Genomic DNA, 25,724 nt, shown 5'->3' on the forward strand with positions numbered 1-25,724 from the left:
GGAGGTTTTTTCTGCTATCGGTATTGTTCTATTTGATACCGTATTTATACTTATAGCGTTCGTAGAGTTGTCTCTGTTTGTTATCGAGACTGACCTGGCGTCCCTGGATGAAAGCATCGGTCACGGTGCTGCTCTTCATATCCAGCAGGTCGCCCTCGCTGATCACGATATTGGCGTCCTTACCAGCTTCGAGCGAACCGGTCCTGTCGGCGATCCCCAGGATCTTGGCTGCGTTGAGCGTAATGGCCTGTAAAGCCTGCTCTTTGGTCAGGCCATAGGTAGCGGCGGTGCCTGCATTGTAGGAAAGGTTACGGTAGCGTGCGTTATCGCTGCCATCATTCAGTGCAAACAATACACCGGCTTTCTGTAATACGGCGGGTGTCTTGTAAGGCTGGTCTATGTCATCATCCTCAGTGGCGGGCAATGCATGCTGCTCGTTCAGGATAACAGCGATATTATTGGCTTTCAGCAGGTCTGCTATCTGGAAGCTTTCACTGCCGCCTACGATCGCTACATCAAAACCAAACTCTTTCACGAAGTCTATGGCTACCAGCATCTGTTTTACCTGGTCGCCATGAACAAAGAGCTTTTGTTTTTTATCGAAGAGTTTACGCAACGCTTCGAATTTCAGGTTCACGTTTTCGTGTGAGGGTTCCTGCAGGTAGGCTTTTGCCTGGCGGAAGAAGGATTTGATCTCTTCTACCTTGTCCAGTGCTGCTTTGGCAGGATCTGCCGGTGCGTTGATGCTGATGCCGAGCTGCGCCAACAGAGCCGGAGGAATACCGCCACCCCTTCTGCCGCCAAAACGGTTGATAAAGCTGGGCATGGTTACGTGAAGACCACCGTCCATATTGTAAGCCGCATCTTCCCAGTTCCACGCATCCAGCTGAACAACAGTGGATGAGCCGTTCACCGATCCGCCGGCCGGAACGATATTGGCCAGCAGGATACCATTGGAGCGCAATACGCCGATCACGCGGGAGTCGGTGTTATACGCAGTGATGGAACGGATATTGGAATTGTACTCGCCCAGTTCCGAAAAGTCATTGCTGGCGCGTACACCTGCACCGATCTCTTTCAGTCCCACATCGGTTGCAGGAAGGATCAGACCGGGATATACATGTTTGCCTTTGGCGTCTATCACGGTTGCTCCGGCAGCCGCTGTGATATGGGTGCCCACCTGGGTGATCTTTGATTGGTTGATCTCTATGGTCGCATTTTCCAGAACGGTCCCGTTACCTACGTGAACGGTTCCGTTGGTGATATAGATACGGCCCTTGTTCTCTTTGGCCGGGTATACAACTTCCTGTGCCTTGGTTAAACCGGCGACCAGAAGTAATACGCTGAGTGTGCTGAATATTTTTTTCATAATCTGTCGGTTTATTTGTTGAGGGTTTCGGCGTCTTCGGTATGGATGGTGTACATTCCATCTTTGTGGTCATGGTCGCCGCAGCTTAACAGTACCTGGAAGCTGGGTTCTGCCGGTCTTACCGGACCTCCGCTTCTTTTCTCACCGATCATCTTCTGTGTCAGGCGGAACCTTTCACTACTGATCTTCTTGCGCTGCTCTGCGTCTTTCTCCCTGTCGAAGTATACGATACCGTCAACAATTGTCTTTTCTGATTTGGCATAGATGCTCAGCGGGTTGTCGCTCCAGATCACGAGGTCTGCATCTTTACCGGCTTTTAGGCTTCCTACCTTGTCATCTACGTGCAGGGCTTTGGCCGGGTTCAGGGTTACCATTTTCAGGGCATCTTCTTCAGATACACCACCATAACGTACCACTTTACCCGCTTCCTGGTTGAGACGACGGGCCATTTCAGCATCGTCTGAATTGATACAAACATTCAGACCCACTTTGTGCATGATGGCAGCATTGTAGGCGATGGCATCAGTAACCTCTACCTTATAATAGTACCAGTCAGAGAAAGTAGAAGCGCTGGATCCCTGTGCCTTCATCTTATCGGCCACTTTATATCCTTCCAGGATATGCGTGAATGTGTTGAATTTGAAGCCATATTTATCACCGATGCGCAAAGCAGCAGTGATCTCGCTCTGTACATAAGAGTGACAGGTAATGAAACGTTTCTTATTCATGATCTCAACCAGCGCATCCAGTTCCAGGTCGCGTTTGGTCTTAGGATCGGCTTTCAGCGCTTTCTCATAATCCTTTGCACGGGCGAAAGCATCGTTCAGCACTTCCTCCACACCCATACGGGTATCCGGGAAACGGTTGTTGCTGGTAGAAGTGGTTCTTTTCACGTTCTCGCCCAGCGCAAACTTGATAAAGCCATCAGCACCTTTGAACTTCAGGTCTTCATCATTCGCACCCCAGCGCAGTTTGATGAGCTGTGTTTGTCCGCCGATGGTGTTGGCAGATCCGTGCAGGATATGAGAAGAGGTAACACCACCGCTTAACTGACGGTAGATATTGATGTCCTCCGGATTCAGGTTGTCAGCGATCCTTACTTCAGAAGTTACGGATTGCCCGCCTTCATTAATTGAGGATGCAGCAATGTGTGAGTGTTCATCGATGATACCGGCGGTTACGTGTTTACCGGTAGCATCGATCACTTTCGCGCTAGCGTCTGTGATGTTCTTGCCCACTTTGGCGATCTTGCCGTCTTTCACCAATACATCGGCATTCTCCAGTTTACCTTCTTTTTCGTTGGTCCAAACGGTTGCGTTTTTGATCAGCAGGTTTTCCTGTTTAGGCGCTTCTTCCCAGCCATAGCCGTCAAAAGGAAATGTTACTTTGGATAAACGCTGTGGAATATTCGGGCGTCTTCTGGCCGATGAGTCTGTACCGGCAGTTGCTGAAGAGACAAAGGATGCGGTCCAGGTGATCTTGTGACCGGCGGTATCTTCTCCGTATCCGTTCCAGTTATTCCCATTGGCCACACCGCTTAAACGGTATTGCGCTGCTGCAGCGCCACCGCGTGCACCACCCAATCCGGCGCCGGCCATAGGAGCCCCAGCTGCAGGTCTTCTGGCGGGCACAGTAGAGAAACTCAGTTTCACCTGTTTACCATCAAAGCTGAACTTGCCGGTAAGGGTATCTTTTCCGATCACGTTGGCAGCAGCGGCACTTTTCACATCGAGACTATAGGTAACGGGGCCTGAAGGAGTGTTAAGGGTAAGGTTATAAATTCCTTTCACATCATACCAGGCATCTTCCTTCACACCATATTTATCTCCCTGGATCCAGTTCTGCAGGATAGTGGTCTTTTCTGAGAATAGCGGTCCGTTGGTAATAAGGAAGTTAGCCAGTTTACCGGTTTCTATACTTCCCACTTTATCATAAACGCCTAATAAAGTGGCCGGTATTTTTGTAAGCGCTTCCATGGCTTTTGTTTCTGAAAGACCCATTTCAATGGCTTTGCGCAGATTGGTCATGAACAGCTTGGCATCGCGGAGGTCGGCTGTGGTCAGGCAGAATGGGATATTCGCTTTTTCAAAAGCAGCAGGATTGGTAGGGGCCAGTTCCCAGTGTTTCATATCACCCAGAGATACCGCGCGGGCATCATTGGGGTCTTCCACATCCATTGCCTGGGGGAAGTTCAGGGATAAGATATAAGGACTTTTGGTTCCTGCGATCTCTTTGATTCGTTGGTACTCATTGCCTCCGCCCTTGATGATATATTGTGTACCGAATTCTTTCGCGATCCTGTCGGCACGCAGGTCATTCCACTTGTCTTCTGCTTCAAAGATCTGGGGGAGTGACTGGTTATCATTCCAGGCCTGCAGTGAAAGGTTCACACCTTCTTTTGCGGGCTTGTTCTTGTACCATTGTGCATCCAGGTAGGTCTGACGAAGCAGGGCGATGGAACCCATCATACTGCTGGGGTAACTCTGTGTAGACGTCCCGCGGTTGAAAGAATAGTGAGCAGAAGCTCTTTCTTTTAACATCACCAGGTTTTCATTCTGGTTGGCCAGGGTAACTACGGTTCCGGTTCCACGGGCAATACCATCTTTTACATGAGTAAGCACTGTGCCAAAACCGTTATCGCGGTAAGATTTCGCTTTGGCATCATCCACTGAGAAAACTTTGGCAGCTGCTGTTTCCGGTTTGATTGCCTGGTTCCAGCCATAAGCACCCTTGGTATTTGAGCTGATCTGAGCCGGGGCGTTAAAGTTGAAACCACCCATCGTACGTTGTGGAGCGGCTATACCATAATCACTATAGATGTCTATGAAGGAGGGATAGATGTACTTGTTCTTACAGTCTACCACTACCGCGTCTTTCGGAATTACGACACCAGTTGTGCCTACGGCAACGATCTTGCCGTCGCGGATCACCAGTGTTGCATTGGTGAGTGTGTTTTGTGCATTGGTAACGATGGTGGCGTTCGTAAAAGCATAACAGCCTTCGCGTTTGTCAGCCACCCCGTTCACGGGGAATGTTTCCTGGGCCTGCAGCAATACAGCAAACAGCAACCCGGAAAGCAGGAGCTTGATTTTTCTCATGATTTGATTGTTGGTTTTGGAAGAGTACTAAAACTACTGAAATCGGTTAATTGTGAAAACCATTCATCATAAATTCGGTAAAGCGGGTTTCTGGTCGGTGAGCCGGCTACTTCTTAAAAGTGCCCGCATCCACATCCTTGATGAAACTGATCAGCCCCGGGAAATAAGTGGGCTGGTCATCCCACATGGCACCGTGACTACCATTGGGGCAGATCACACTTCTGCCCTGTTGCACCTGAGTGGCCATCCATTTCATGTGTTCGGGATCCATGGTGTCGTGTTTGCCGCCGATGGTCAGCGTGGGCACTTTTATGTTAGGAAGGTCTTTGCTCCGGTCCCAATTGGCCAATCTTCCGGAGATACCGAACTCAGAGGGCCCCTGCATCATTGTATAGATTTCTCCGTTCATATGAGGGAAAGCACGCTGAACTGCATTTGGCCAGGGTTTCACGCGGCAGAGATGTGCTTCATAAAAACCGGTCAGTAGTTCCATGTATTTCGGATCGGTATAAGCACCTCTGGCTTCCATGGCACGCACACTGTCCACCACTTTTGGATCCATCTGTTTGGCCAAAACCTCTTTTGCATATTTCCCATATTCCGGACAACTGCTCATCATATTGCTGATGATGAGTCCTTTGATATGATCCTGGTATTTCAGTGCATATTCCATTGCGAGGATACCGCCCCAGCTGTGTCCCAGGAGATAAAAATTATCCTTAGTAAGACCCAGAGCTTTCCGTACCTGCTCCACTTCCTCTACAAAACGTTCAGTGGTCCACAGGCTGCTGTCCTTGGGCTGGTCGCTGAAGTACGAGCCTAACTGGTCGTATTCGTAGAACTCTATTCCTTCCTGTGGAAGAAAACTTTCAAAGGATTCAAAGAATTCATGTGTACCGCCGGGACCTCCATGCAGTAGCAACACCTTGATCTTTGGGTTATTGCCGAAACGTTTGGTCCACACGTTGAATTTACCAACAGGGGTCTCTATGGGTATAAGTTTTACACCGCCGGTCTGAATGCCTGTGTCAACAATGGCATGGTAATCTTTTACAGAGAGTGCGTTGCTGTCTGTCTGTTTGCAGGAAAACAATAACAGTACCAGCCCGAGCAGGGAGAGCATAGGTTTCATAGCAGAATCGTTTAAGAAACCTAAGTTATCCAATAATTGATTAACGGCCCATATAAACCATCAGGATCTGTACATCGCTAGGGTTCACCCCGCTGATGCGGCTTGCCTGGCCGAGAGTGGCTGGTCTGATCTTCTTGAATTTCTGTAAGGCTTCGTTGGAGAGGGCGTTCACCTTGTCATAATCAAAAGCCGACGGAATGGCCATGTTCTCCAGCTGGCTCATTCTGTCAACGATCTCCTGCTCCTTTTCAATATAACGTTCGTATTTGATCTGGATCTCTGCCTGCTCTAGTGAGTCTGGTTGCTGCATTGCTAACGCAGTCTGTAAGGTTGGAACTGAGTTAAGTAAAGATGGCAGATCAACATTAGGGCGTAGCAGTAGTTTGGCGATCTTTTGTTTCTCAGATACCGGAGCCGAACCGATACTTTCGAAATAAGGATTCACCTGTTCTGGTTCCGCGCTGGTTTCAGAAAGTGTTTTTTTGATGGAACCCACTTCGTTTTTCTTGCGCGCCACTTCTGCCATCCTATCGTCTGAAGCAAGGCCGAGTTTATGACTGATCTCTGTCAGGCGCAGATCGGCGTTGTCCTGGCGCAACAGCGTGCGGAACTCGGCGCGGCTCGTAAACATACGATAGGGTTCTTCGGTGCCTTTGCTGATCAGGTCGTCGATCAGTACACCAATATAGGCTTCACTTCTTTTCAGGATCAAGGGCTCCAGACCTTTGGCGTTCTGGTGTGCATTGATACCGGCCATCAGTCCCTGGCAGGCGGCTTCTTCGTAACCGGTGGTTCCATTGATCTGTCCTGCAAAGAACAGGTTGGCCAGGTTCTTAGTCTCCAGGGAATATTTCAATTGTGTGGGTGGGAAGTAGTCGTATTCGATGGCATAACCCGGACGGAAGATGCGGACGTTCTCAAACCCCGGAACAATACGAAGTGCTTCGTATTGAACTTCTTCCGGTAAAGAAGTGGAGAAACCATTCACATAGATCTCGACCGTGTTCCATCCTTCCGGCTCTACAAACAGCTGGTGACGGTCGCGGTCTGCAAAACGGTTGATCTTGTCTTCTATGCTGGGGCAGTACCTCGGACCGATCCCTTCAATTCTTCCCTGGAACATGGGGCTCCTGTCGAAACCGGTTTTCAGGATATCATGCACCGTATCGTTGGTGTAGGTGATCCAGCAGCTTCTTTGTGCTTCCGGTTTGATGCGGGGTGTGTTGGTGTAAGAGAATCCAACGATCTCATCGTCGCCCTTCTGTTCCTCCATTTTGCTGTAGTCGAGGCTGCGGCCGTCTACCCTGGGCGGTGTTCCGGTTTTCAGGCGATCGCTCTCAAAACCATATGCCACCAGTTGTTCGGTAATACCGGTTGCAGCTTTTTCGGCAACCCTGCCTCCGCCGAACTGTTTCTCACCAATATGGATGATACCATTTAAAAAGGTTCCACTGGTTACAACCACAGACTTTGCCCTTACCTCGTGGCCTAATCCGGTCAGAACGCCACAGGCTTTGTTTCCTTTGATGATGATGGAGCGGACCATGTCCTGGTAAAAATCCACGTTCGGGGTTTTCTCCAGCATCTCGCGCCAGGTGGCTGCAAAGAGCATACGGTCGTTCTGGGTACGGGGGCTCCACATAGCGGGCCCCTTGCTACGGTTCAGCATCCGGAACTGGATGGTACTCAGGTCGCTGACGATACCGCTATAACCACCCATGGCATCGATCTCTCGAACGATCTGTCCTTTGGCGATACCGCCCATGGCCGGGTTACAGCTCATTTGGGCGATGGTCTGCATATTCATGGTCACCAGCAACACTTTGCTGCCCATATTGGCGGCAGCAGCAGCGGCCTCACATCCGGCGTGCCCGGCGCCTACAACGATCACATCATATTCAGGAAACATAGTCGGCAAAGATAAATCAGCCTTATTGGCCTGCGGTGAATTTTCTAAGGATTTCCCTTTCTAATAAAATATCGGAAAGCGGGGTGCCCTGGTTCAGACTGGCCAGTTCCTCCCGGTTCAGGGTACCGATGGTTTCCAGTTTTTCTTTGTTCTGGATGAGGAACTGTTCAATGGGCGGGTGATTCTTTTGACGGGACTCTTCAATGATTTGGATCTTCTCCAGCATTTTCTGGCAGAGTCCGAAACCGGTAGCCTGGTACAGATCCTGGAAATAGGCCTTAACGGATAGGATATCGATCCGGTTTGCCCTATCCTGTTCAATGGGTTCTACCCGCATATTGATAAAACTCCAGCACAGCACCAGGTCTTCCTCCACGCCATAATCAAAATAGGTGGAGGGAATGATATGGTCGAACTGCCAGGCTTTCCCGAAGTTCTCCCATGAGAGCCCTTCTGTGAACTGGCACTCGAACCATTGCCGGAGGGTGACGCTGTCCAGTCCGAAATAATGGGCATAGGCTTCACTCGGCAGGTTCTCCAGCACATACCTTCTATAGGCCAGTTGCCATTTTCTTTTCTCCCGGGTACGGAGTAAAGAGTCGGTGATCTCTTCCTGGGGCGTCCATCTTTTTCTTGCCATAACCAAAATTACTGTGTTCCGGGGTGAAACTGGGATTCGTGGAACCATTTTTTAAAACGAATGTTCCGGGGTGAAACTGGGATTCGTGGAACCTGAGCCCTATTGCTGACCGGCAAAGTCCTGAACCAGAAACCATTGATCCTTACCATACAAGGCCGTACCAACTCCTATTTCCCTCAAGATTGGATCGAGCAGGGTTTTCCGGTGGCCCAGGGCGGGAAGGTCTATGTCTAAATACAGGAGGACGACAGAGAGCAAGATGCTCTGGCTGCTGATGGATACGTTTTCGTTGGCCACTCCACGGATACCCGCCATCCGCATCCGGGTAGCAAAATCGTTTCCATTGGTAGAAATATGGCTGGCACCGGCCTGATTGGCTGCCATATCGTTGGCATGGGCTTGGGCGGTCTTAACCAGAATGGGGTTTAGCCTGAACATGGGCAGTGGTCCTGTCTGGAGTAAGCTCTGTTCAAGACTGCGGGCTTCGGGTGTTTGTAAGCGGGGGAATAGTTGTATGATGGGTGCCGCGGCACTGTCCCAGAATTTTTTTGGGTTGTTGCGGCTGTAATTGGTCCAGTAAAACAGTTCTTTGGCCTGCGGGGATAGTTTCTGGTATCCGGGTTGTGCAAAATTCCAGCGGTCAACAAAGGAGTCCCGTGTAACCGGCCCGGGGATGGACTTGACCTCCAACTCAACTACCGATACCTGGGAAAAAGAGAGAATGGGGATGAAACACAAAAAAAAGACCAGTGCCTTAGGCATGCATTTGCTGTTTCTCAAATAAACGCAAATAATGATCTTCCATTTTCCGCATCAGTTCGATTTCACTTTTCTTTTTGTCTTTATAACCGCATAGGTGCAGGGCGCCATGAAAGATCACCCGTACGATTTCCTGCCGGTAGGTCTGTTGCAGGTTACGGGCATTGTCTTTGACCCGGTCGAGACTGATGTATACTTCCGCCTCTACCGGTTCCCCTTTTTCCGACAGGCCGAAAGTGATGATGTCCGTATAGTAATCGTGTTGCAGAAAATCACGGTTCATTTGCAGCAGGAACGCATCTGAGCAAAACACGTACGTGATGGAAGCAAGCGCCTGCTTTTCTTTTTTGAAGATACCGGCAATAAAAGCTTTGAGTGCGGATCTGCCTGGCAGCTGCAGGCTTCTGTCAGCTGAACGGAACTGTATGTTGGACATAATGAGGTATTACTCCAAAATTCGTAACAAAATGCTATGCTACCGCTTTACCTTTAAATATTAATTAGTGGAAATGAAACGATTGTCAGAATTAGCCGTGGGCCAGCATGCAGTGATCCATTCGTTCGAGAAAGATGACATATTTATCAAATTGATGGAAATGGGTTGTGTTCCCGGGGAACAGGTAAAAGTAGAACAGGTGGCACCCCTGGGTGATCCCATATCCATATCGGTGGCGGGCTATCACTTGAGTCTTCGGATGAATGAGGCTCATAGTATCTTTGTAGAAGTAGCATAACTTCTTAATTAATTGATTATCAACTAATTAGATGAAAGTCGGTCTGTATTTTGGCTCTTTTAATCCCATTCATATCGGACACCTGATCGTGGCCAGTTATGTAGCCAACCATACCGATGTGCAACAGGTCTGGTTTGTGGTATCACCACAGAACCCGCTGAAACCCTCTTCTGTATTATTGAATGAGTACGACCGGCTGAACCTGGTTCACCTGGCGGTGGAAAACGACTTTCGGTTGAAAGCGTCTGATGTGGAATTCAAGCTGCCACGCCCCTCGTATACCATCGACACACTTACTTATCTGCAGGAGAAATATCCGCAACACGATTTTTCGATCGTGATGGGCAGTGATAGTTTTCAGAACCTGCCCCGCTGGAAGAATTTTGAGCAACTGGTAAAAAACTATTCCTTCCTCATTTACCAACGTCCGGGTTTTCCGATAACCGACAACTGGAACGCGAAACACCTGGTATTGGATGCTCCCCTGTTACAACTCTCTGCCACAGAGATCCGCGATACCATCCGTAACGGGAAATCGATCCGTTACCTGGTTCCGGAAAACGTACGCGAAGAGATCGAACGAAATGGTTATTATAAATAGCAACCTGTCGTTGCGCTAAAGACATTGCTAAAATAAGATCGTATTTGCAGCGTAACAGATCCTGGTATAAAAAATTTGCTACCCCTTTCTCGTCTTACTGCTACCTGCTATTTCTTAGCACCAGACACAGAACAAACCGGCTGAGTTGGAATACAATGCCATAGGTAACATACAGACGGTTGACAGTTTGGTCAGGAAGGCTTCGGTAAGAGAGGGACAGGAAAAAAAGAGAGTAAAAGAAATCCGTTGGGGGGAGGAAATAAAAAAGGGAGACAATTTGGTTGTCTCCCTTTGTATAAGTTAGGATCGCTCTTATCGGTTCATCGACATCAGGAACTCTTCGTTGTCTTTGGTCCCTCGCATGCGTTTCAGCAGTTCGCTCATTGCTTCTTCTGTATTCATATCGTTGATGAAGAGGCGGAGTATGTTCATGCGCTGCAGTACTTCCTTGTCGAGCAGAAGGTCGTCGCGGCGGGTAGATGAACCTGTCAGGTCGATAGCCGGGAAAATACGCTTGTTGGCCAGGCGTCGATCGAGCAATAGTTCCATGTTACCGGTACCCTTGAACTCTTCAAAGATCACTTCATCCATTTTACTTCCTGTTTCGATCAGGGCTGTTGCCAGGATGGTGAGTGATCCACCGTGTTCAATTTTACGGGCGGCGCCAAAGAACTGTTTGGGTTTCTGCATGGCGTTGGCTTCCACACCACCGGACAATACTTTACCGGATGCCGGCGCAACGGTATTGTGTGCACGTGCCAAACGGGTGATGGAGTCAAGCAGGATCACCACATCGTGTCCGCATTCTACCAAACGTTTTGCTTTCTGCAATGCGATGGTGGAAACCTTAACGTGTTTTTCTGCGGGCTCATCGAATGTAGAAGCGATCACTTCTGCGCGAACGCTGCGTTCCATATCAGTCACCTCTTCCGGGCGTTCATCAATCAGTACCACCATCAGGTAACACTCGGGGTGGTTGGCCGCAATGGCATTGGCCACTTCTTTCAGCAGCATGGTTTTACCCACTTTGGGTTGTGCCACGATCAGTCCACGCTGGCCCTTACCGATGGGGGTAAAGATGTCCATGATACGGGTACTGTAGTTATTGGAAGTGGTGAACAGGTTCAGTTTTTCAAAAGGGAACAGCGGAGTCAGGTAATCGAACGGTACCCGGTCGCGAACTTCGTCCGGGCGTTTGCCGTTGATGCTGTCAACCTTTAACAGGGCAAAATATTTTTCACCTTCTTTGGGTGGACGCACTGCACCATGTACGGTATCGCCCGTTTTTAAGCCAAATAGTTTGATCTGAGATGGCGAAACGTATACATCGTCAGGGGATGATAAATAGTTGTAGTCAGAGGAACGTAAGAAACCATAGCCATCGGGCATCATTTCCAAAACACCCTCTCCCAGGATCACACCTTCGAACTCAATATTGAATGCGGGTTCTTTGCGTTGTTGTTTAGCGGGGTATTGGTGCTGGGGTGCATCGGGTGCTGTGCCGTTTTCGCCGGGCTGGCTGGCTTCGGTTGCCACAAGCGCTTCTGTCGGGGCTTCCGTACTTTCCTGGGGCTGTGCGGTTTCTGCCTTGGCAGTCTGCTGACGGCTATCTGTTTTGCCTTTGCGGGCTGGTCCTTTGCGAGGTGCTGCTTTTTCTGCCGGAGCGGGTGCTTCCTGCATTACTTCTGCTTCTTCGGTTCCGTTAGTGGTCTTTACCGTAACGGGTTTACGCTGCCGGGCATTCTTTTTCTTGGGGTCTTCTTTGGTTTCACTGGCCTGTAATGCCTGGCTGTCCAGTATTTTGTAGATGAGTCCCTGCTTGTCTAATTTTTTAGCACCGGTGATGTTCAGTTGCTCAGCAATATCCAGCAACTCAGGCAGGAGCATGTCATTTAATTGCAAAATGTCGTACATAAGAAATAAAATCTGTTAATAGGGGATATTCAATTTGTCAAGGGTTAAAAATCCAGTCTAAGGAACTTTGGAACTCAGATCGGGTTGTGATTGTTTGAGCGGAAAGAGAGTAAACAGGTTGTGTCGAGAGCGAATTGAAGACCGAACCGGTTTGGTTTCCAGTGCAATGTTAAGCCAGATTTTCGGAAAACAAACATTTTTTTAGGCTTTTTAGACTTAGAATCCTGTTAAAACACGGTTTGGCGGCCGGTTTGGTTATCTTTGCGGTCCGATATATTGGCGGACCGGCGGATCATGGATTGGCGGAACATCCCAAACCCATTCATAAGACCGCAACCCCCAGATTCAGCAATGAACAGATGAACATTCACTCATCCGCTCATTCACTCATTCACTCATTGACATACAACATGTTTAACAAGAGAACCAAGATCAAACAACTGCTCGCCACCGGTGCGGCAGGACAGGATGTAATCGTAATGGGTTGGGTACGAACGTTTCGTAACAACCAGTTTATTGCCTTGAACGATGGCAGCACCAATCATAACCTGCAGGTAGTAGCTACCCTGGGCGAATTTGAAGAGACTTTACTGAAACGCCTGACTACAGGGGCTTCTGTGAAAGTGACAGGGCAGGTGGTAGCCTCTGTGGGGAAGGGACAAAATATTGAGGTAAAAGCGGCCACAATTGAAATACTGGGCGATAGTGATGCGGAAAAATACCCGCTGCAGCCCAAAAAACACAGCCTGGAATTCCTGCGCGAAAAAGCGCACCTGCGTTTCCGTACCAATACTTTTGGATCGGTGTTCCGTATCCGCCACTCGTTGGCATTTGCAGTGCACCAGTTCTTTCACCAGAAAGGTTTTGTATACCTGCATACGCCCATTATCACAGCCAGTGATGCGGAAGGTGCAGGTGAAATGTTCCGGGTAACCACATTACCGATGGATAATCCGCCACGTAACGAAGACGGTTCCATCAACTTCAAGGAAGACTTTTTTGGAAAGAGCGCCAACCTTACGGTAAGCGGTCAGCTGGAAGGTGAACTGGGAGCCATGGCTTTCAGTGAGATCTATACGTTCGGACCTACTTTCCGGGCGGAGAATTCGAATACTACCCGCCACCTGGCCGAGTTCTGGATGATCGAACCGGAAATGGCTTTTCATGACCTGGAAGATAATATGAACCTGGCGGAAGAATTCATTAAATACCTGATCCGGTATGTGATGGACAATAACCGCGAGGACCTGGAATTCCTGGCGCAGCGACTGTCAGACGAGGAAAAACAGTTGCCGCAGGACAAGCGCAGCGAACTGGGCCTGATCGAGAAGCTGGAGTTTGTGCTGAACAACGATTTTCAGCGTCTTACTTACACAGAGGCGATCGAGATCCTGAAAGAGAGCAATCACAATAAGAAGAAGAAATTCCAATACCCGGTAGAGGGCTGGGGTGTGGACCTGCAGAGTGAGCATGAGCGTTACCTGGTAGAGAAACACTTCAAAAAACCGGTGATACTGACCAATTATCCGAAAGACATCAAAGCCTTTTACATGCGCCAGAATGATGATGGCAAAACCGTAGCGGCCATGGATATACTGGCGCCGGGTATCGGCGAGATCGTTGGCGGATCGCAGCGGGAAGAGCGTCTGGACAAACTGGAGCAGCGTATGAAAGAAATGCATATCCCTGCCGAGGAGCTAAGCTGGTACCTCGATACCCGTCGTTTTGGAACCGTACCGCATGCCGGTTTCGGACTGGGATTTGAGCGAATGGTATTATTTGTGACAGGCATGACAAATATCCGCGATGTGATCGCTTTTGCGAGAACACCCAATAACTGTGAGTTTTAAGGATGGTCCTTTTGTGCGGATGGTATTCTTCGCAGCGGTACGGGAGGCCCCGGTTTTTCAGCAGTAAACCACGGTTTTTAATTTTTTTGTGGATAATTTCTGAATATAAGCCGGCAACCCTATATTTGCACCCCCGAATAGGGACAAACCGATAAAAAAGTAATTACTAATTATCTATTATTAATTGCTAACTGAAATGGTGCGGTAGCTCAGTCGGTAGAGCAAAGGACTGAAAATCCTTGTGTCGCCGGTTCGATCCCGGCCCACACCACAGAAACCCTGACAGTAATGTCGGGGTTTTTTGTTTGGCGCATTTCTCATGTGACCGTTACCATGCCAGCGATAAACAAATGCCCGGTTGGGATGTTACATTACCCATGAACAATTATCTGATCATCGGCACCAGCGGAATTGGTAATGCTCTTTGCGAACAATTGGAACCGGGCAATAGAATCTATGCTACTTATTACAGGAACCAGCGGCCCGACAACAACAACAGATCCTATCATTATTTGAATGTGCTGGATGACAACCCCGATCTGGGTTTTCTACCCGATCAGCTGGATGGACTGGCCTACTGTGTGGGTTCTGTTAACCTGAAACCGTTCTCGAGGATACCGGCAGCAGAATTTGTGGAAGATTACAAATTACAGGTGGCCGGCGCTATTAAAATCATCCAGGCCTGTTTACCAGCACTGAAAAAAAGCGGTCAGGCTTCCATTGTACTATTCAGCACCGTTGCTGTACAAACGGGTTTTAATTTTCATAGTATGGTGAGTGCCAGCAAGGGTGCCATTGAGGGTTTGACCAAAGCGCTGGCTGCAGAGCTTTCTCCAACGATCAGGGTTAATTGTATTGCCCCGTCCATCACACAAACCTCTTTAACCCGGCAGTTCCTGAACACGCAGGAAAAAGTTGAAGCAAATGCACAGCGGCACCCATTAAAAAGAATCGGAACCGACAATGACATGGCAGCAACGGCCGCATTTCTCTTGAGTGATAAAAGCAGCTGGATCACCGGACAGGTATTTCATGTAGATGGGGGTATCAGTAGTATCCGCTAAAACAGTTCTGCTCCTCTTGATTAACTGCGATCACTAACATCCGGATTGCGTTCTCAATCTTTGTAGTATTAACTACCTGTCTTGTCTTTGATGGCATCATTATACCGATAATCGTGGTTATCCGGGTATCCGCTTATTCATTGCCCCTGGTGATTAATATCCGGCAGTAGACAACGATTTTCTTCCAGCGTCTGCGCTATTCTGAACGATTGATAAAATGCAGTAAAAAAGCAATAAAAAGTGCCAAAATGTTGTTTTTTCGTCAAAATGTATTTTTAATATCTGTTGATTTTCAGCGATTAACGTAAAATATGACCGCTTAGTTCGAAATTTTATAGGTGTTTCACTACGGTCTTTTTTGCGAGGGTTACGAAGCCTTCTATATGATGTTTACCCGGAGATCTTTCTGATATCTATGTGCCCCATGCCATTCTGTTTACCCCTCCGGGCCTTAGATTCCTACTATTCTTTCACAACACGCTCTATTCACCGGCCAAGGGGGTTGTCGTCTCTTTGTAGTGTAATCAATATACATCTTGATGTATAGATAGTTGTACCAAAACTGTATTTGATGAGGCTGCTTACCCCCAAAACCCAATCAAAACAGGCCCCCCGAAATACCGGCTTTTTTTTAATCGGAGTTGCCTTATTATTTCTTACCGCCTGCCAGAAGCAGGTCGATACTCCCGCAACGATTGTTCCTCATAGTGAAATTAAAGAGGGAACTACCGTCATTACAGGGTTCCGTAGTTCTGTAGAGAGCGTTAGTTTACAGCAAACGAATGCGGATAAAAATGCCATCAGTTTTAATTGGGTTCCCTTGCCGGGCAATAATCCTCTGCGTTATACCATTGAAGCCGCTGCCGTGTCATCTAATTTTTCTGAACTGATAGAATTGGGTAACACTTCTGCCAGTCAGTTGGATCTGCTGGTTAAAGAGCTGAATCAGAAACTGAGTAACCTGACCCCCGCTGGTATTACAACCAGGATTGCACTCAGGGTAAAAGCAACCGACCTGTATGGTGATCATGATGTTCTGGTATATTCTGAACCCATTTCGCTGAATGTAACCACTTACCGGCCTACCACAGAATATGCATATCCACAATACATGAAAGTGCCGGGTAATTACCAGGACTGGGAATTGAGTAATGCGCCTCAAATAGTAAGTACGAAAAACGACGGCGACTATGAGGGATACATCAACTTCACCAAACAAAACCCACAATTCATGTTTGTGAAAGGAGCCAAATGGGAGATTACCAATACGTTTACCAATCTGGGCGCCAATAAATTTGGTTTCGGAGGAACCCTGTTTTCCATTACTGCCAATGCGGGTAACTATTTCATCAAAGCCAGCACCAACAACAATACCTGGAGTTGTACCCGGATTGACAAGTGGGGTATTCATGGAACCGCCGTAACCAGTACCGATGAAGCAGATCCGGTTATGACATACGATGCTGTAACCGGAAACTACCAGGTAACGCTTGCCCTGCAGGTGGGCGAATTCAGGTTCAGGGCAAACGATGATAACACACTCACGATGGGAAAAGAAACGAAAAATGGATACAATACACCCTCTGCCAACGGAAAGAATTTTACAGTAACAACCCCCGGTTACTACACCATTTATCTGAATCTGTCTTCAGCAGGAAACTATGGATGTGCTTTGATCAGACAATTTAATGTTTTTGTAACTGGTAAAGAATAACGCATAGGTTGTGCGTATTACATAGATAGGAAAATGGTTACAGGGCTACACAGAAGTGTGGCCCTTTTGTATTCCTGATCTGCGGATTTTGTACAAAAGGGATGAAGTTTTTTAGACGGTTGTTGCGCTATTGTGTGCTGGTATAGCTGAATACTTAGTCGTATTTTCGTTACAGTGGCAAGTATGGTTTGTTTTGTATCCGGATATGCCATTCGAGTGATCTTATTGATTAAAAAAGCACAATGACGCATTTACCCAATCTGATAAAGGACCTTGCATTGATCCTTGGCGCTGCCGGTGTGATCACCCTTTTCTTCAAGCGGATCAAACAGCCCGTTGTACTCGGTTATATCATTGCAGGCCTGCTGGTAGGCCCGAATTTCAAGCTGTTTCCCACGATCGTAGACATTGAAGGCATCAAGATATGGGCTGAGATCGGGGTGGTATTCCTGCTGTTTACCCTGGGCCTGGAGTTTAGTTTCAAAAAGCTGCTGAAAGTGGGCGGCTCTGCTGCCATTACAGGTGTTACCGAACTGAGCTTTATGATGCTGCTGGGTTTTATGGCCGGGCAGTTATTGGGATGGTCAAATATGGATAGTATTTTTCTCGGCGGCATCATTGCCATTTCCTCCACCACTATCATCTTCCGGGCTTTTGATGAACTGGGACTGAAAACAAAACAATTTACGACACTGGTCCTGGGGGTGCTGGTCATAGAAGACCTGGTGGCCATCTTATTAATGGTGATACTTTCCACCGTTTCGGTGAGCCAGCAGTTTGAAGGAACGCAACTTTTTTTCTCACTGCTGAAACTGATCTTCTTCCTGTGTTTGTGGTTTTTGATGGGCATTTTCCTTCTTCCCTCTTTTTTTAAGCGCGCCGGTAAACTGCTGAACAGCGAAACCTTATTGATCGTATCCATAGGTCTTTGCCTGGGTATGGTTGCCCTGGCTGATCAGTTCGGTTTTTCTGCTGCCCTGGGGGCTTTTATCATGGGATCCATCCTGGCAGAGACCACACAGTCGCATAAGATTGAGAACCTGGTGACTTCTGTCAAAAACCTGTTCGGTGCTATCTTCTTCGTATCGGTAGGTATGCTGATCGATCCGCAGATACTGCTGGAATACGCGGGTCCGGTGTTGATCCTCACGGCTACGGTGATACTGGGTAAAACCATTTTTGTAAGCACCGGCGCCCTGTTTGCCGGCCGCTCCCTGAAACAGGCGGTGCAGGCCGGAACCAGTATGTCGCAGATCGGCGAGTTCTCGTTCATCATCGCTTCCATGGGCGTGGCATTTAATGTGACCAGTTCTTACCTGTATCCGATTGCGGTGGGTGTTTCGGTGATCACCACATTCACCACGCCGTATATGATTAAACTGGCGGAACCGCTGTACAACCTGCTTTTGAAAATACTGCCACCTAAATGGATCAACTCACTGGAGACTTATAGCAGTAGCTCACAGATCATCAAAACTGAGAACAACTGGCGCAAGCTGTTGCGGTTTTATCTGCAAACCATCATACTGAATGGGGTTATCATGATCGCCATGATCCTGTTGATTGTGAAATTTGCCGAACCCTTCCTGAATGATTATATCGGGAATCTATTGGTCACTAAGATCATTTGTGCAGTAGTTGGATTGATTGCGATGGCCCCGTTTATCTGGGGTATTTCAGTGAAGAAAATGAAAAAAAGCACGTATGCCTCTTTGTGGCTTGACCAGAAATACAGCAAAGGACCGCTGGTGATGATCGAGATCGCGCGTAATATCATTACCGTTTTGCTGATCGGATTCCTGCTTCGGCAGTTGTTCAGTCTTCCGGTGACCATTGCAGGAACCTTTTTGGTGATGATCATCGTGGGTGTTATTTTCCGTCAGCGATTGCAGGTGTTCTATCACCGTATCGAGGACCGTTTTCTGCAGAACCTGCACGAAAAAGAAGAGCTTGAAAAGAACAGGACCAAAAGTTATCTGTCTCCCTGGGATGCCCACCTGACAAGTTATGTGATCAGTCCGCATGCGGATTTTATCGGTAAGACCCTGGAAGAGCTACAATGGCGTGAAAAATACGGGATCAATGTGGCATTTATTGAGCGGGGTAATATCGCCAAGTTTGCTCCATCCAGGACCGAACAGATCTTTCCTTTTGACAATATTGGCGTGATTGGTACGGACCAGCAGTTACTGGCTTTCAGCCAACTGATCGTTCCGTTTGAGGAGGGCGCCACCGACGAAAAAGGGCTGGTGGAACTGGATAAGATCCTGGTAGATGAACATACCAGATTGAAGGGACTCACCATACGCGAATCGGGTATCCGTGAAAAGACTGACGGACTGGTAGTAGGTATTGAACGGAAAGGAGAAAGGATCCTGAACCCATCCTCTCATACGAGGCTGGAGTGGGACGATATCGTATGGATTGTAGGGAACCGTAGAAAGATCCAGCAACTGTATCATCCCTGATTTTCTGCAAAGTTGGTTGCCTGTTTACGGACAGCAGGTAAGCTATAATGTTACTAAATCCTGTATGCCGATTCAATGACGAATGTCATTGATTACCGGCAGGTTATCAAGTAAATTCATAGGTCTGACAGGGTATGCATATTGCGATAACCCTGTTATAAACCGATGTGTCATGAAAAAGTTCTTTGTGCTGTTCAGCACACTATTGATCGGGGGGGCTTTGTTGTTTTCCTGTACCAAGAAGACCCTGACCGAACCAGCAGCCGAAACATTATTACAGGAAAAGCTACAGTCTTCTGTAGACCTGATGATGACAAAATATAAGGCTAAATATCCGGGTTATCCGGGAGGCCTTGCGTTGAAAGTGATTTCTAAGAACGGTTCCTATTTTGTATCATCCGGTATGGAAGCCGGCACAACGGATCAGATCCATTTCCGTGCAGCAAGTAATACCAAGGCATTTACGGCAACAGCGATACTGCTGCTGGCACAGGAGGGCAAACTGAATGTGGATGCAAAGATCATTGATACGATCCCCGGCACCAAAATGACCTATGTTCCGCTGAACCTTCAGTATAATATCCCGTACCGGGACCAGATCACTATCCGTGACCTGTTGCAACACAGTGCCGGCGTGTATGATGTAACCAATGATTCCATACCGGTAACTGTTACGGCGGCTGTACCATATATAGGGAAGCGTTACCTCGAATTTATCCAGGAAACCGATCCCAACCATAATTTCAATTTTGACGAGTTGGTGGGTGTGGTGGCAACCTGCCAGATATCTTATGCTGCGCCACGGGTAAAACACAAGTACTCCAATACCGGCTATTCTATCCTGGGAAAAATTATTGAAAGAGTTTCCGGCATGGGGTACAACCAGTTTGTAACAGACCGGATCATCAAACCGATGGGACTAGATCACTCTTCTATGCCGTATACGGGCACAGACCGTTTATTACCCCAGCCCTATGCTAAAGGCTATTATTACATGCCGGCACTGGAAGAGTGCACCAATTCAAATATTTCAGGGAATATTGCTGAGGGCAACCTGATCACTACGCCGGATGATCTTTGCAGGTTTATCCGAAAACTGATGCGGGGCGAAGGTGTGTTGAGCCTGAATACCGTGAACAATGTATTAAAGATCTATCCTTCCGGACCTTTGGGTGAAAGCAGGTATGCCTGTGGTATTTTCTATGTTCCCAACCTGGGTTGGGGTCATAATGGCGCACACGAAGGATATTTATCCAGGATGGTATCTGACCCGGATGCAGATATTTCTGTGGTTGCCTTCACCAATACCTGGAACACGTCGGGCGGAATGGCGACCATATCTGAACAGCTGAGCAACCTGCTGGACGAAGCCTGCATGAATGCAAGGCTGATCGTACAGTAGTTCTTCGGTTGTTGGAGGTGGATGTGAAAAGAACAAAGGAGGCAGAGAGTTTTCTGCGCCCTTTGTTCTTTTCAGGTATCTGCTTTCAGTACCCTGTCAGAAATTATGAATGTAAGCCAGCATCAAGCCTGTAGCAAAACGGGTGGCACTGGTCTTTTTAAGACTTCCTTCCAGATTGTTTTCAACAGAGGGATCGTCGAAGTTGACCATCTGTTCCAGTTGACTTTTTCTTCCATAGGACAGTAACAGTCCGGCCCTGAGGTTAAATTTTCGTTTTTTAAAGTTGGTCCCTACCTGCATATGATAAATATCCCAGGTAGCCGTGTTTGATCGGTAGCCATCTTCATTCTGGAACTTGCGTGTATCGGAATAATTATAATCGGTTCTGAGAGAAAGATAACCCGTGATCCTTTCCCTGAGCGGAAAACTGACACCGACAGAAAAGTTCAGGATCGATTTGTTCAGGTTCTTTAACTGCATCATGGATGATGTGAACTCTTTGCCAATACCTGTATCAGGACGGATAAAATAGTCGTTCCGGGGTATGATAACACTGTATTCGGCGATACGCGTAAAGTATTCAGCTGAAAAATACAGGTTACCCTTTCCGTAATCATAGGTATATCCACCCGCAATACTCAAAGGCGTCTTCCACCGGGAAGCCAGTTTGGTTTGTTTGCTGTTCGCGATCAGGAATTTTTCTTTGTTATTACCCAGCGGAAGATTGTTGATGCTGTATTGTACCAGCAGGTCAGCTTTTGAGGAAAGGTGAATGGATGGGGCTGTCACCAGCAGACCCAGGTGGTGTTTGGGAGCCAGTTCGTAAGACAGGCCTGCTTTGATACCCAGGTTGAACACGTTGCTGTGCACGAGATAATACTCTTCAATTGATACCAGTCGCTGGTCTAATCCCATCGACGCGTCATTACTGAGTACGCTGAGTGTAAGGTTGTGATGAAACTCCTGCCTACGGTTGGTGAAACCGAACGAAACGCCCAATGCCAGTTTTTTAGAGAAGGATTTGCCAACTGCCAGTAATCCTGTTGTTTCATCTACCGTGTTGGCGTGCACATATTGACCCACATAAAACTCATTGCCCATGCTGATCGATTCATCCAGAACGTTTACCATACCATCTCTCCGTTGCGAGGCGCTGAATTTCATCACCGGAGTATTCATAATGGCATAGGCAAGCGTGATGGGTTTCTTTAGTTTCAGGTAGATGGTGTTGGAGGCGATCACCGGAAGGATATAGGTTGACGTAGCTTTTAAGCCGAGTCCTAATCCCGCACCATCGTTAAACTTGGTGGTTTGAAAATTATAGATGCTGCCGCTGATATTGGAAGCATTTTTGGTGTTGAAAGCCAGCAATGCAGGATTGTAAAACAAAACACCGCTGTCGCCATTCTTGGCGATAACAGCACCAGGCGACATAAAACCTCCGGGTCCGTAAGCGTTTGACCAGTAATTGGCGTCTTGTGTGAGACAGGCTGAAGAGAAAAGGAGGGACAGAACAGCCAGTAGATATTTTCTCAACATGGCGAAGAATTTATAACGTGAGAGACTTTTTTTCAGTAACTTAATAGGTGAAAGTTCACTGATAAATGCTATGACAAAGTTGGTTAAAATTGTTCATATCCTGCTCATTTTATCGGCGTTCTTCATTCAGAAAACGTCAATTGCGCAAGGCTTGAGTTTTACAAGGCCCGCTAAAATTTTTGGTGATCAGCAAACGGACCGGGAGCCCAGTATCACTGGATTTGAGGGCAACTATTTCATTGCCTGGAAAGAAGCCGGATCAACCGGAAATATCCTGCTCAGCGACCTGGGAAAACAATACGACACCAATGCTGCTGCACCTGTGATCCGCATAACGGAGTCGGCTTCTTCCTTCGCTCCCCTGCTGCAACCTTTTCATGACAGACTATACCTTTTCTGGATCAATCCCAAAGGAAGGATCCAATACCTGGTCCGTACAAAAGAGCAGGGGTTTGATCCTTCAGCTATCCATGAGATCCTGTTCACAGATCACATTAAAGTTGCATTGGGGATCGATGGTGCTGCGTTGGGAGAACAGCTGGTTTTGTCTACACATGCTGATAACAAAGAGACCTTATTATATGCATTGTTCCGGGTGGATGCAAACGGATTGCTGCAGGCGACCGACCCTCATAAGATACCACAGGAAAGATCCAGGAACTACCCGCATGTAACGGCGATCAATAGCAACGTAGCACGCTTTTGCTGGCAGGGAAAAAATGATCAGCTGTTTTTTGCTGATTATGATGCAACCCGGAACAGCTGGTCCGAAGCAAAACCGAAAGGCAATTCACAGACGCAGGTATCGCCGGTAGTGCACCAGGTCTACAATTCTGATCAACTGTTCTATATCTGGCGTGGATATAAAAAGGATAACCGCCTGTATTATAAAATGGGGGCGGGTTTTGCCAGTCCGCGTGGACACACGGAACTGCCCCCATATTTTACCACAGATCTTCCGGTATCGGTCTGTAAAGTGGATGCGAATAATTTCCTGATGGCCTATACAGGCCCGGACCGCCAATTATACCTCAGTAATTTTTCTGCCTACCAGCCTGCCAGGTGGATGGAGCAGGTGTTACAACCACCTACCAGCAACAAAACACTGAAGGATATCGTGATACCCGGCTCACACGATGCAGGCATGAGTGTGTTAACCGCTACCGGAGGCCAGCAGAAAGGAACCATCAACGAGTGTAACACACTTACGCAGCAACTGAATATAGAGAGCCAGCTGAATAGTGGTATCCGTATGTTCGACCTGCGTATCGGCACATTTAATAAAATGCTGTACACCAAACATTGTTCTTCCGACTGCATGGACGAAGCGCTGGGTGGCGGTTTTGGCGAAAGATTGTATCCGATAGCGACCGCCATCAAAAAATTCCTGCAAACCAATCCGCAGGAGATCGTGATGGCCACATTCAGCCATTTCTGTGAAAAGGAAACACCGCTGGCCGGTTTGAAGGACAGCCTGATACACTGGATCGGACAAGACCATATCTATGTTGCCAATACAATCACGATCGGTGATGTGCCTTTACGAGAGCTGGCCGGTAAAGTGATATTGAGCTTTGAGATACCCGACCAAACCGATCATCGCTTTCCCAGCTGTTCGATTACAGATACATCAACCGCTTTTATCAATTTCCGAAGGGCCTATGCAGCTACCAATAAGATGAATGAACTGATCGAAAAGGAAAAGAACTTTTTTATCTCGCTGAATAATACCCTGAATAAAAATGACCTGGTCCGCCTCGACTGGCAGATAACACAAAGTGCCGATGAAGCACCGGTGATCTGTAATGAATTTCAGGACGAAAAAATCAACCCATTGGTGAATGGGGTTATGCTGCTGGCTAATGTGATCCGAAAGAATAAAAGCATTATCGATCACTCGATCGAAGGCAATAAATGGTTGCCGGTAAAACTGAATGAATGGATCAAAGAAGGGATCATTAACCGGCAGAACAGACCCAATATTGTTTATGTGGATGTGGCCGGTGCCTGGATCACCGATTATTGTATTGACCTGTTGCGGACCAACCTTTATCACTAATCAGCTCACCGGTAATAATGTGGTATGGATATCGATAGGATTACTCAATATTTTGTGAACAGGACATTTATTGGCGATATCTAATAGTCTTGCACGCTGTTCCTCATCCAGGTTTCCGATCAATTGGATCGTGCGGTTGATATAGGTTTTGTTCTCACTGTCGTTCCTGTCCAGGTCCAGGTCAATCTTCACCTCCTGCAGGTCCCACTGTTTTCTGTCGGCATACATGCGCAGGGTGGCACTGGTGCAGGCGGCCAGTGCGGCGATCAATAACTCTTTGGGGGAGAAACCAAGATCCTGGCCTCCTTTATCGATGGGTTCATCTGCAATCACCCGGTTACCACTGGGAGATTGTATCTCAATTTTATACAGTTCTTTTGCTATGGAAGAAGATACTTTGTCCATGTTTAAGGTTTTATACGTGTAGGATAAGGAACAAATTCAATATCATCACCCGTTATTTTGGGAAATTTCTGATCGATCCAGTTCTGCCTGGCCGTTGCAAGCGTTTCTTTGCTGCTGGAAACAAAATTCCAGTCAATAAACCTTTCTTCCGGAAGGGGTTCGCCACCAAACAGGTAAACGGTGGTATGGGCTTCGATTGTAAAACTGCAGAGTTTGCTTTCTTTGGCCACCAGGATCTGTTTGGGTTCATAGCGGTTACCCTCATTTTCAACCGACCCCTCCAAAATATAGAGTCCCGATTCACCATATAGTTCATGACCGATATGGATGGTCTGCCGCGTGCTGCTTTTGATCTCCAGCATATACAGTTTGCTGTATACGGGCACGGGCGATCTTCTGCCGAATACTTCACCGGCAATCAGTTTATAACTCACATCTCCATCCATCCAGTAAGGAATATGGTCCTTATCAACGTGCGCAAAATTGGGTTCCATGTTTTCCAGCTCTTTGGGTAATGCCACCCAGATCTGAAGCCCGTGCATGTGTTTTTCTGAATGACGCAGGTATTCCGGTGTTCTCTCTGAATGTACGATGCCTTTTCCGGCAGTCATCCAGTTCACTTCGCCGGGTTTGATCTCTATTTCATTGCCGATACTGTCCCGGTGCATGATGGAGCCGTCGAATAAAAAAGTAAGGGTAGACAAACCAATATGCGGATGCGGTTGTACATCAAAATTCTCCCGCTCGCTCATTTTGGTGGGACCCATATGGTCGATGAAGATGAAAGGACCCACCATTCTTTTTTCCCTGAATGGCAGTAAACGGCCCACCAGGAAGTTGCCGATATTGGCAGCGCGCTCTTCTATGATCAATTGGATGTTGGACATAGGAAGTGTTTTGATAAAGGTACACACAAAACGGTGCAACAGGTTTTATTCTGTTCTGTTATTATTGACGAGGAACCAGAAACTTGTTTTGTCAGGCTCTGTATTACCTGAAAACAGTAAGTGCCGGAAAAAACATTTTGTTTTTGGCGTTACCACACAATATAAATTTTAGTATGCATT

19 protein-coding genes and 1 tRNA gene are annotated in these 25,724 nt (G+C 47.6%); 9 read left to right on the forward strand and 11 right to left on the reverse strand.

Annotated features, from left to right (window positions below; all coding sequences use genetic code 11):
* Positions 1-28 precede the first annotated feature (28 nt).
* From ACH3Y6_RS02640 to ybeY, 7 genes are all read right to left on the reverse strand, one after another.
* Positions 29-1,369: an amidohydrolase family protein gene (locus ACH3Y6_RS02640; RefSeq protein WP_490834020.1), complete on the reverse strand. Its 1,341-nt coding sequence runs from the start codon at positions 1,367-1,369 to the stop codon at positions 29-31.
* 11 nt (positions 1,370-1,380) lie between these two features.
* The gene (locus ACH3Y6_RS02645; RefSeq protein WP_490834021.1) at positions 1,381-4,467 is read right to left on the reverse strand and encodes an amidohydrolase family protein; all 3,087 of its coding nucleotides are present in this window, start codon (positions 4,465-4,467) and stop codon (positions 1,381-1,383) included.
* A gap of 106 nt (positions 4,468-4,573) precedes the next feature.
* Positions 4,574-5,599 carry a proline iminopeptidase-family hydrolase gene (locus ACH3Y6_RS02650; RefSeq protein WP_490834022.1) on the reverse strand — a complete coding sequence of 342 codons (1,026 nt, stop codon included), beginning with the start codon at positions 5,597-5,599 and terminating at the stop codon, positions 4,574-4,576.
* A 40-nt stretch (positions 5,600-5,639) separates the two neighbouring features.
* A complete protein-coding gene (gene mnmG / locus ACH3Y6_RS02655; protein ID WP_490834023.1) occupies positions 5,640-7,508 on the reverse strand; it encodes a tRNA uridine-5-carboxymethylaminomethyl(34) synthesis enzyme MnmG in 1,869 nt (622 codons plus the stop codon).
* 22 nt (positions 7,509-7,530) lie between these two features.
* Positions 7,531-8,148, reverse strand: a complete 618-nt coding sequence (locus ACH3Y6_RS02660) for a hypothetical protein (protein ID WP_490834024.1) — start codon at positions 8,146-8,148, stop codon at positions 7,531-7,533.
* Between the two features lie 99 nt (positions 8,149-8,247).
* Positions 8,248-8,910 (reverse strand): CAP domain-containing protein, encoded by a 663-nt coding sequence (locus tag ACH3Y6_RS02665; RefSeq protein ID WP_490834025.1) that lies wholly within the window; start codon positions 8,908-8,910, stop codon positions 8,248-8,250.
* Entirely contained in the window at positions 8,903-9,343 is a 441-nt protein-coding gene (gene ybeY / locus ACH3Y6_RS02670) for an rRNA maturation RNase YbeY (protein WP_490834026.1), read from the reverse strand. Before ybeY ends, ACH3Y6_RS02665 begins: the two co-directional genes overlap by 8 nt.
* Positions 9,344-9,416: 73 nt before the next feature.
* On the opposite strand from ybeY, the gene ACH3Y6_RS02675 reads away from it, so the two are divergent.
* Positions 9,417-9,641 (forward strand): FeoA family protein, encoded by a 225-nt coding sequence (locus ACH3Y6_RS02675; protein WP_490834027.1) that lies wholly within the window; start codon positions 9,417-9,419, stop codon positions 9,639-9,641.
* A gap of 31 nt (positions 9,642-9,672) precedes the next feature.
* Positions 9,673-10,242: a nicotinate (nicotinamide) nucleotide adenylyltransferase gene (nadD, locus tag ACH3Y6_RS02680; protein ID WP_490834028.1), complete on the forward strand. Its 570-nt coding sequence runs from the start codon at positions 9,673-9,675 to the stop codon at positions 10,240-10,242.
* Between the two features lie 312 nt (positions 10,243-10,554).
* Here the strand turns inward: nadD and rho are convergent, their stop codons facing one another.
* Positions 10,555-12,156 carry a transcription termination factor Rho gene (gene rho / locus ACH3Y6_RS02685; RefSeq protein WP_490834029.1) on the reverse strand — a complete coding sequence of 534 codons (1,602 nt, stop codon included), beginning with the start codon at positions 12,154-12,156 and terminating at the stop codon, positions 10,555-10,557.
* Between the two features lie 410 nt (positions 12,157-12,566).
* Between rho and asnS the strand changes: the two genes are divergently transcribed.
* The 6 genes from asnS to ACH3Y6_RS02715 all read left to right on the forward strand — a co-directional run bounded on the left by asnS (position 12,567) and on the right by ACH3Y6_RS02715 (position 20,654).
* On the forward strand, positions 12,567-14,006 hold the full coding sequence (gene asnS, locus ACH3Y6_RS02690) for an asparagine--tRNA ligase (RefSeq protein ID WP_490834030.1): 1,440 nt from the start codon (positions 12,567-12,569) through the stop codon (positions 14,004-14,006).
* Positions 14,007-14,204: 198 nt separating this feature from the next.
* Positions 14,205-14,277, forward strand: a tRNA-Phe gene (locus ACH3Y6_RS02695).
* A 34-nt stretch (positions 14,278-14,311) separates the two neighbouring features.
* Positions 14,312-15,070: an SDR family NAD(P)-dependent oxidoreductase gene (locus ACH3Y6_RS02700; RefSeq protein WP_490834031.1), complete on the forward strand. Its 759-nt coding sequence runs from the start codon at positions 14,312-14,314 to the stop codon at positions 15,068-15,070.
* Positions 15,071-15,641: 571 nt separating this feature from the next.
* Positions 15,642-16,784 (forward strand): SusE domain-containing protein, encoded by a 1,143-nt coding sequence (locus ACH3Y6_RS02705; protein WP_490834032.1) that lies wholly within the window; start codon positions 15,642-15,644, stop codon positions 16,782-16,784.
* A 242-nt stretch (positions 16,785-17,026) separates the two neighbouring features.
* On the forward strand, positions 17,027-19,252 hold the full coding sequence (locus ACH3Y6_RS02710; RefSeq protein ID WP_490834033.1) for a monovalent cation:proton antiporter family protein: 2,226 nt from the start codon (positions 17,027-17,029) through the stop codon (positions 19,250-19,252).
* Between the two features lie 172 nt (positions 19,253-19,424).
* On the forward strand, positions 19,425-20,654 hold the full coding sequence (locus ACH3Y6_RS02715; RefSeq protein ID WP_490834034.1) for a serine hydrolase domain-containing protein: 1,230 nt from the start codon (positions 19,425-19,427) through the stop codon (positions 20,652-20,654).
* Between the two features lie 96 nt (positions 20,655-20,750).
* Here the strand turns inward: ACH3Y6_RS02715 and ACH3Y6_RS02720 are convergent, their stop codons facing one another.
* A complete protein-coding gene (locus ACH3Y6_RS02720) occupies positions 20,751-22,193 on the reverse strand; it encodes a hypothetical protein (protein WP_490834035.1) in 1,443 nt (480 codons plus the stop codon).
* Positions 22,194-22,344: 151 nt separating this feature from the next.
* On the opposite strand from ACH3Y6_RS02720, the gene ACH3Y6_RS02725 reads away from it, so the two are divergent.
* Positions 22,345-24,252 (forward strand): PI-PLC domain-containing protein, encoded by a 1,908-nt coding sequence (locus ACH3Y6_RS02725; protein WP_490834036.1) that lies wholly within the window; start codon positions 22,345-22,347, stop codon positions 24,250-24,252.
* On the opposite strand, the gene ACH3Y6_RS02730 is transcribed toward ACH3Y6_RS02725, so the two are convergent.
* Both ACH3Y6_RS02730 and ACH3Y6_RS02735 read right to left on the reverse strand, forming a co-directional pair.
* Complete coding sequence (locus ACH3Y6_RS02730) at positions 24,253-24,657, reverse strand: OsmC family protein (RefSeq protein ID WP_490834037.1); 405 nt, start codon at positions 24,655-24,657, stop codon at positions 24,253-24,255.
* 2 nt (positions 24,658-24,659) lie between these two features.
* Positions 24,660-25,544, reverse strand: coding sequence for a pirin family protein (locus ACH3Y6_RS02735; protein WP_490834038.1), 885 nt, complete (start codon positions 25,542-25,544; stop codon positions 24,660-24,662).
* Between the last annotated feature and the right edge of the window lie 180 nt (positions 25,545-25,724).

The sequence above is a fragment of the Sediminibacterium sp. FW305-C-269 genome (genome assembly GCF_058231045.1).

Coding starts and splice junctions, on each gene's coding strand:
- ACH3Y6_RS02640 (WP_490834020.1), bottom strand. CDS start 1,369: ATGAAAAAAATATTCAGCACACTCAGCGTATTACTTCTGGTCGCCGGT.
- ACH3Y6_RS02645 (WP_490834021.1), bottom strand. CDS start 4,467: ATGAGAAAAATCAAGCTCCTGCTTTCCGGGTTGCTGTTTGCTGTATTG.
- ACH3Y6_RS02650 (WP_490834022.1), bottom strand. CDS start 5,599: ATGAAACCTATGCTCTCCCTGCTCGGGCTGGTACTGTTATTGTTTTCC.
- mnmG (WP_490834023.1), bottom strand. CDS start 7,508: ATGTTTCCTGAATATGATGTGATCGTTGTAGGCGCCGGGCACGCCGGA.
- ACH3Y6_RS02660 (WP_490834024.1), bottom strand. CDS start 8,148: ATGGCAAGAAAAAGATGGACGCCCCAGGAAGAGATCACCGACTCTTTA.
- ACH3Y6_RS02665 (WP_490834025.1), bottom strand. CDS start 8,910: ATGCCTAAGGCACTGGTCTTTTTTTTGTGTTTCATCCCCATTCTCTCT.
- ybeY (WP_490834026.1), bottom strand. CDS start 9,343: ATGTCCAACATACAGTTCCGTTCAGCTGACAGAAGCCTGCAGCTGCCA.
- ACH3Y6_RS02675 (WP_490834027.1), top strand. CDS start 9,417: ATGAAACGATTGTCAGAATTAGCCGTGGGCCAGCATGCAGTGATCCAT.
- nadD (WP_490834028.1), top strand. CDS start 9,673: ATGAAAGTCGGTCTGTATTTTGGCTCTTTTAATCCCATTCATATCGGA.
- rho (WP_490834029.1), bottom strand. CDS start 12,156: ATGTACGACATTTTGCAATTAAATGACATGCTCCTGCCTGAGTTGCTG.
- asnS (WP_490834030.1), top strand. CDS start 12,567: ATGTTTAACAAGAGAACCAAGATCAAACAACTGCTCGCCACCGGTGCG.
- ACH3Y6_RS02705 (WP_490834032.1), top strand. CDS start 15,642: ATGAGGCTGCTTACCCCCAAAACCCAATCAAAACAGGCCCCCCGAAAT.
- ACH3Y6_RS02710 (WP_490834033.1), top strand. CDS start 17,027: ATGACGCATTTACCCAATCTGATAAAGGACCTTGCATTGATCCTTGGC.
- ACH3Y6_RS02715 (WP_490834034.1), top strand. CDS start 19,425: ATGAAAAAGTTCTTTGTGCTGTTCAGCACACTATTGATCGGGGGGGCT.
- ACH3Y6_RS02720 (WP_490834035.1), bottom strand. CDS start 22,193: ATGTTGAGAAAATATCTACTGGCTGTTCTGTCCCTCCTTTTCTCTTCA.
- ACH3Y6_RS02730 (WP_490834037.1), bottom strand. CDS start 24,657: ATGGACAAAGTATCTTCTTCCATAGCAAAAGAACTGTATAAAATTGAG.
- ACH3Y6_RS02735 (WP_490834038.1), bottom strand. CDS start 25,544: ATGTCCAACATCCAATTGATCATAGAAGAGCGCGCTGCCAATATCGGC.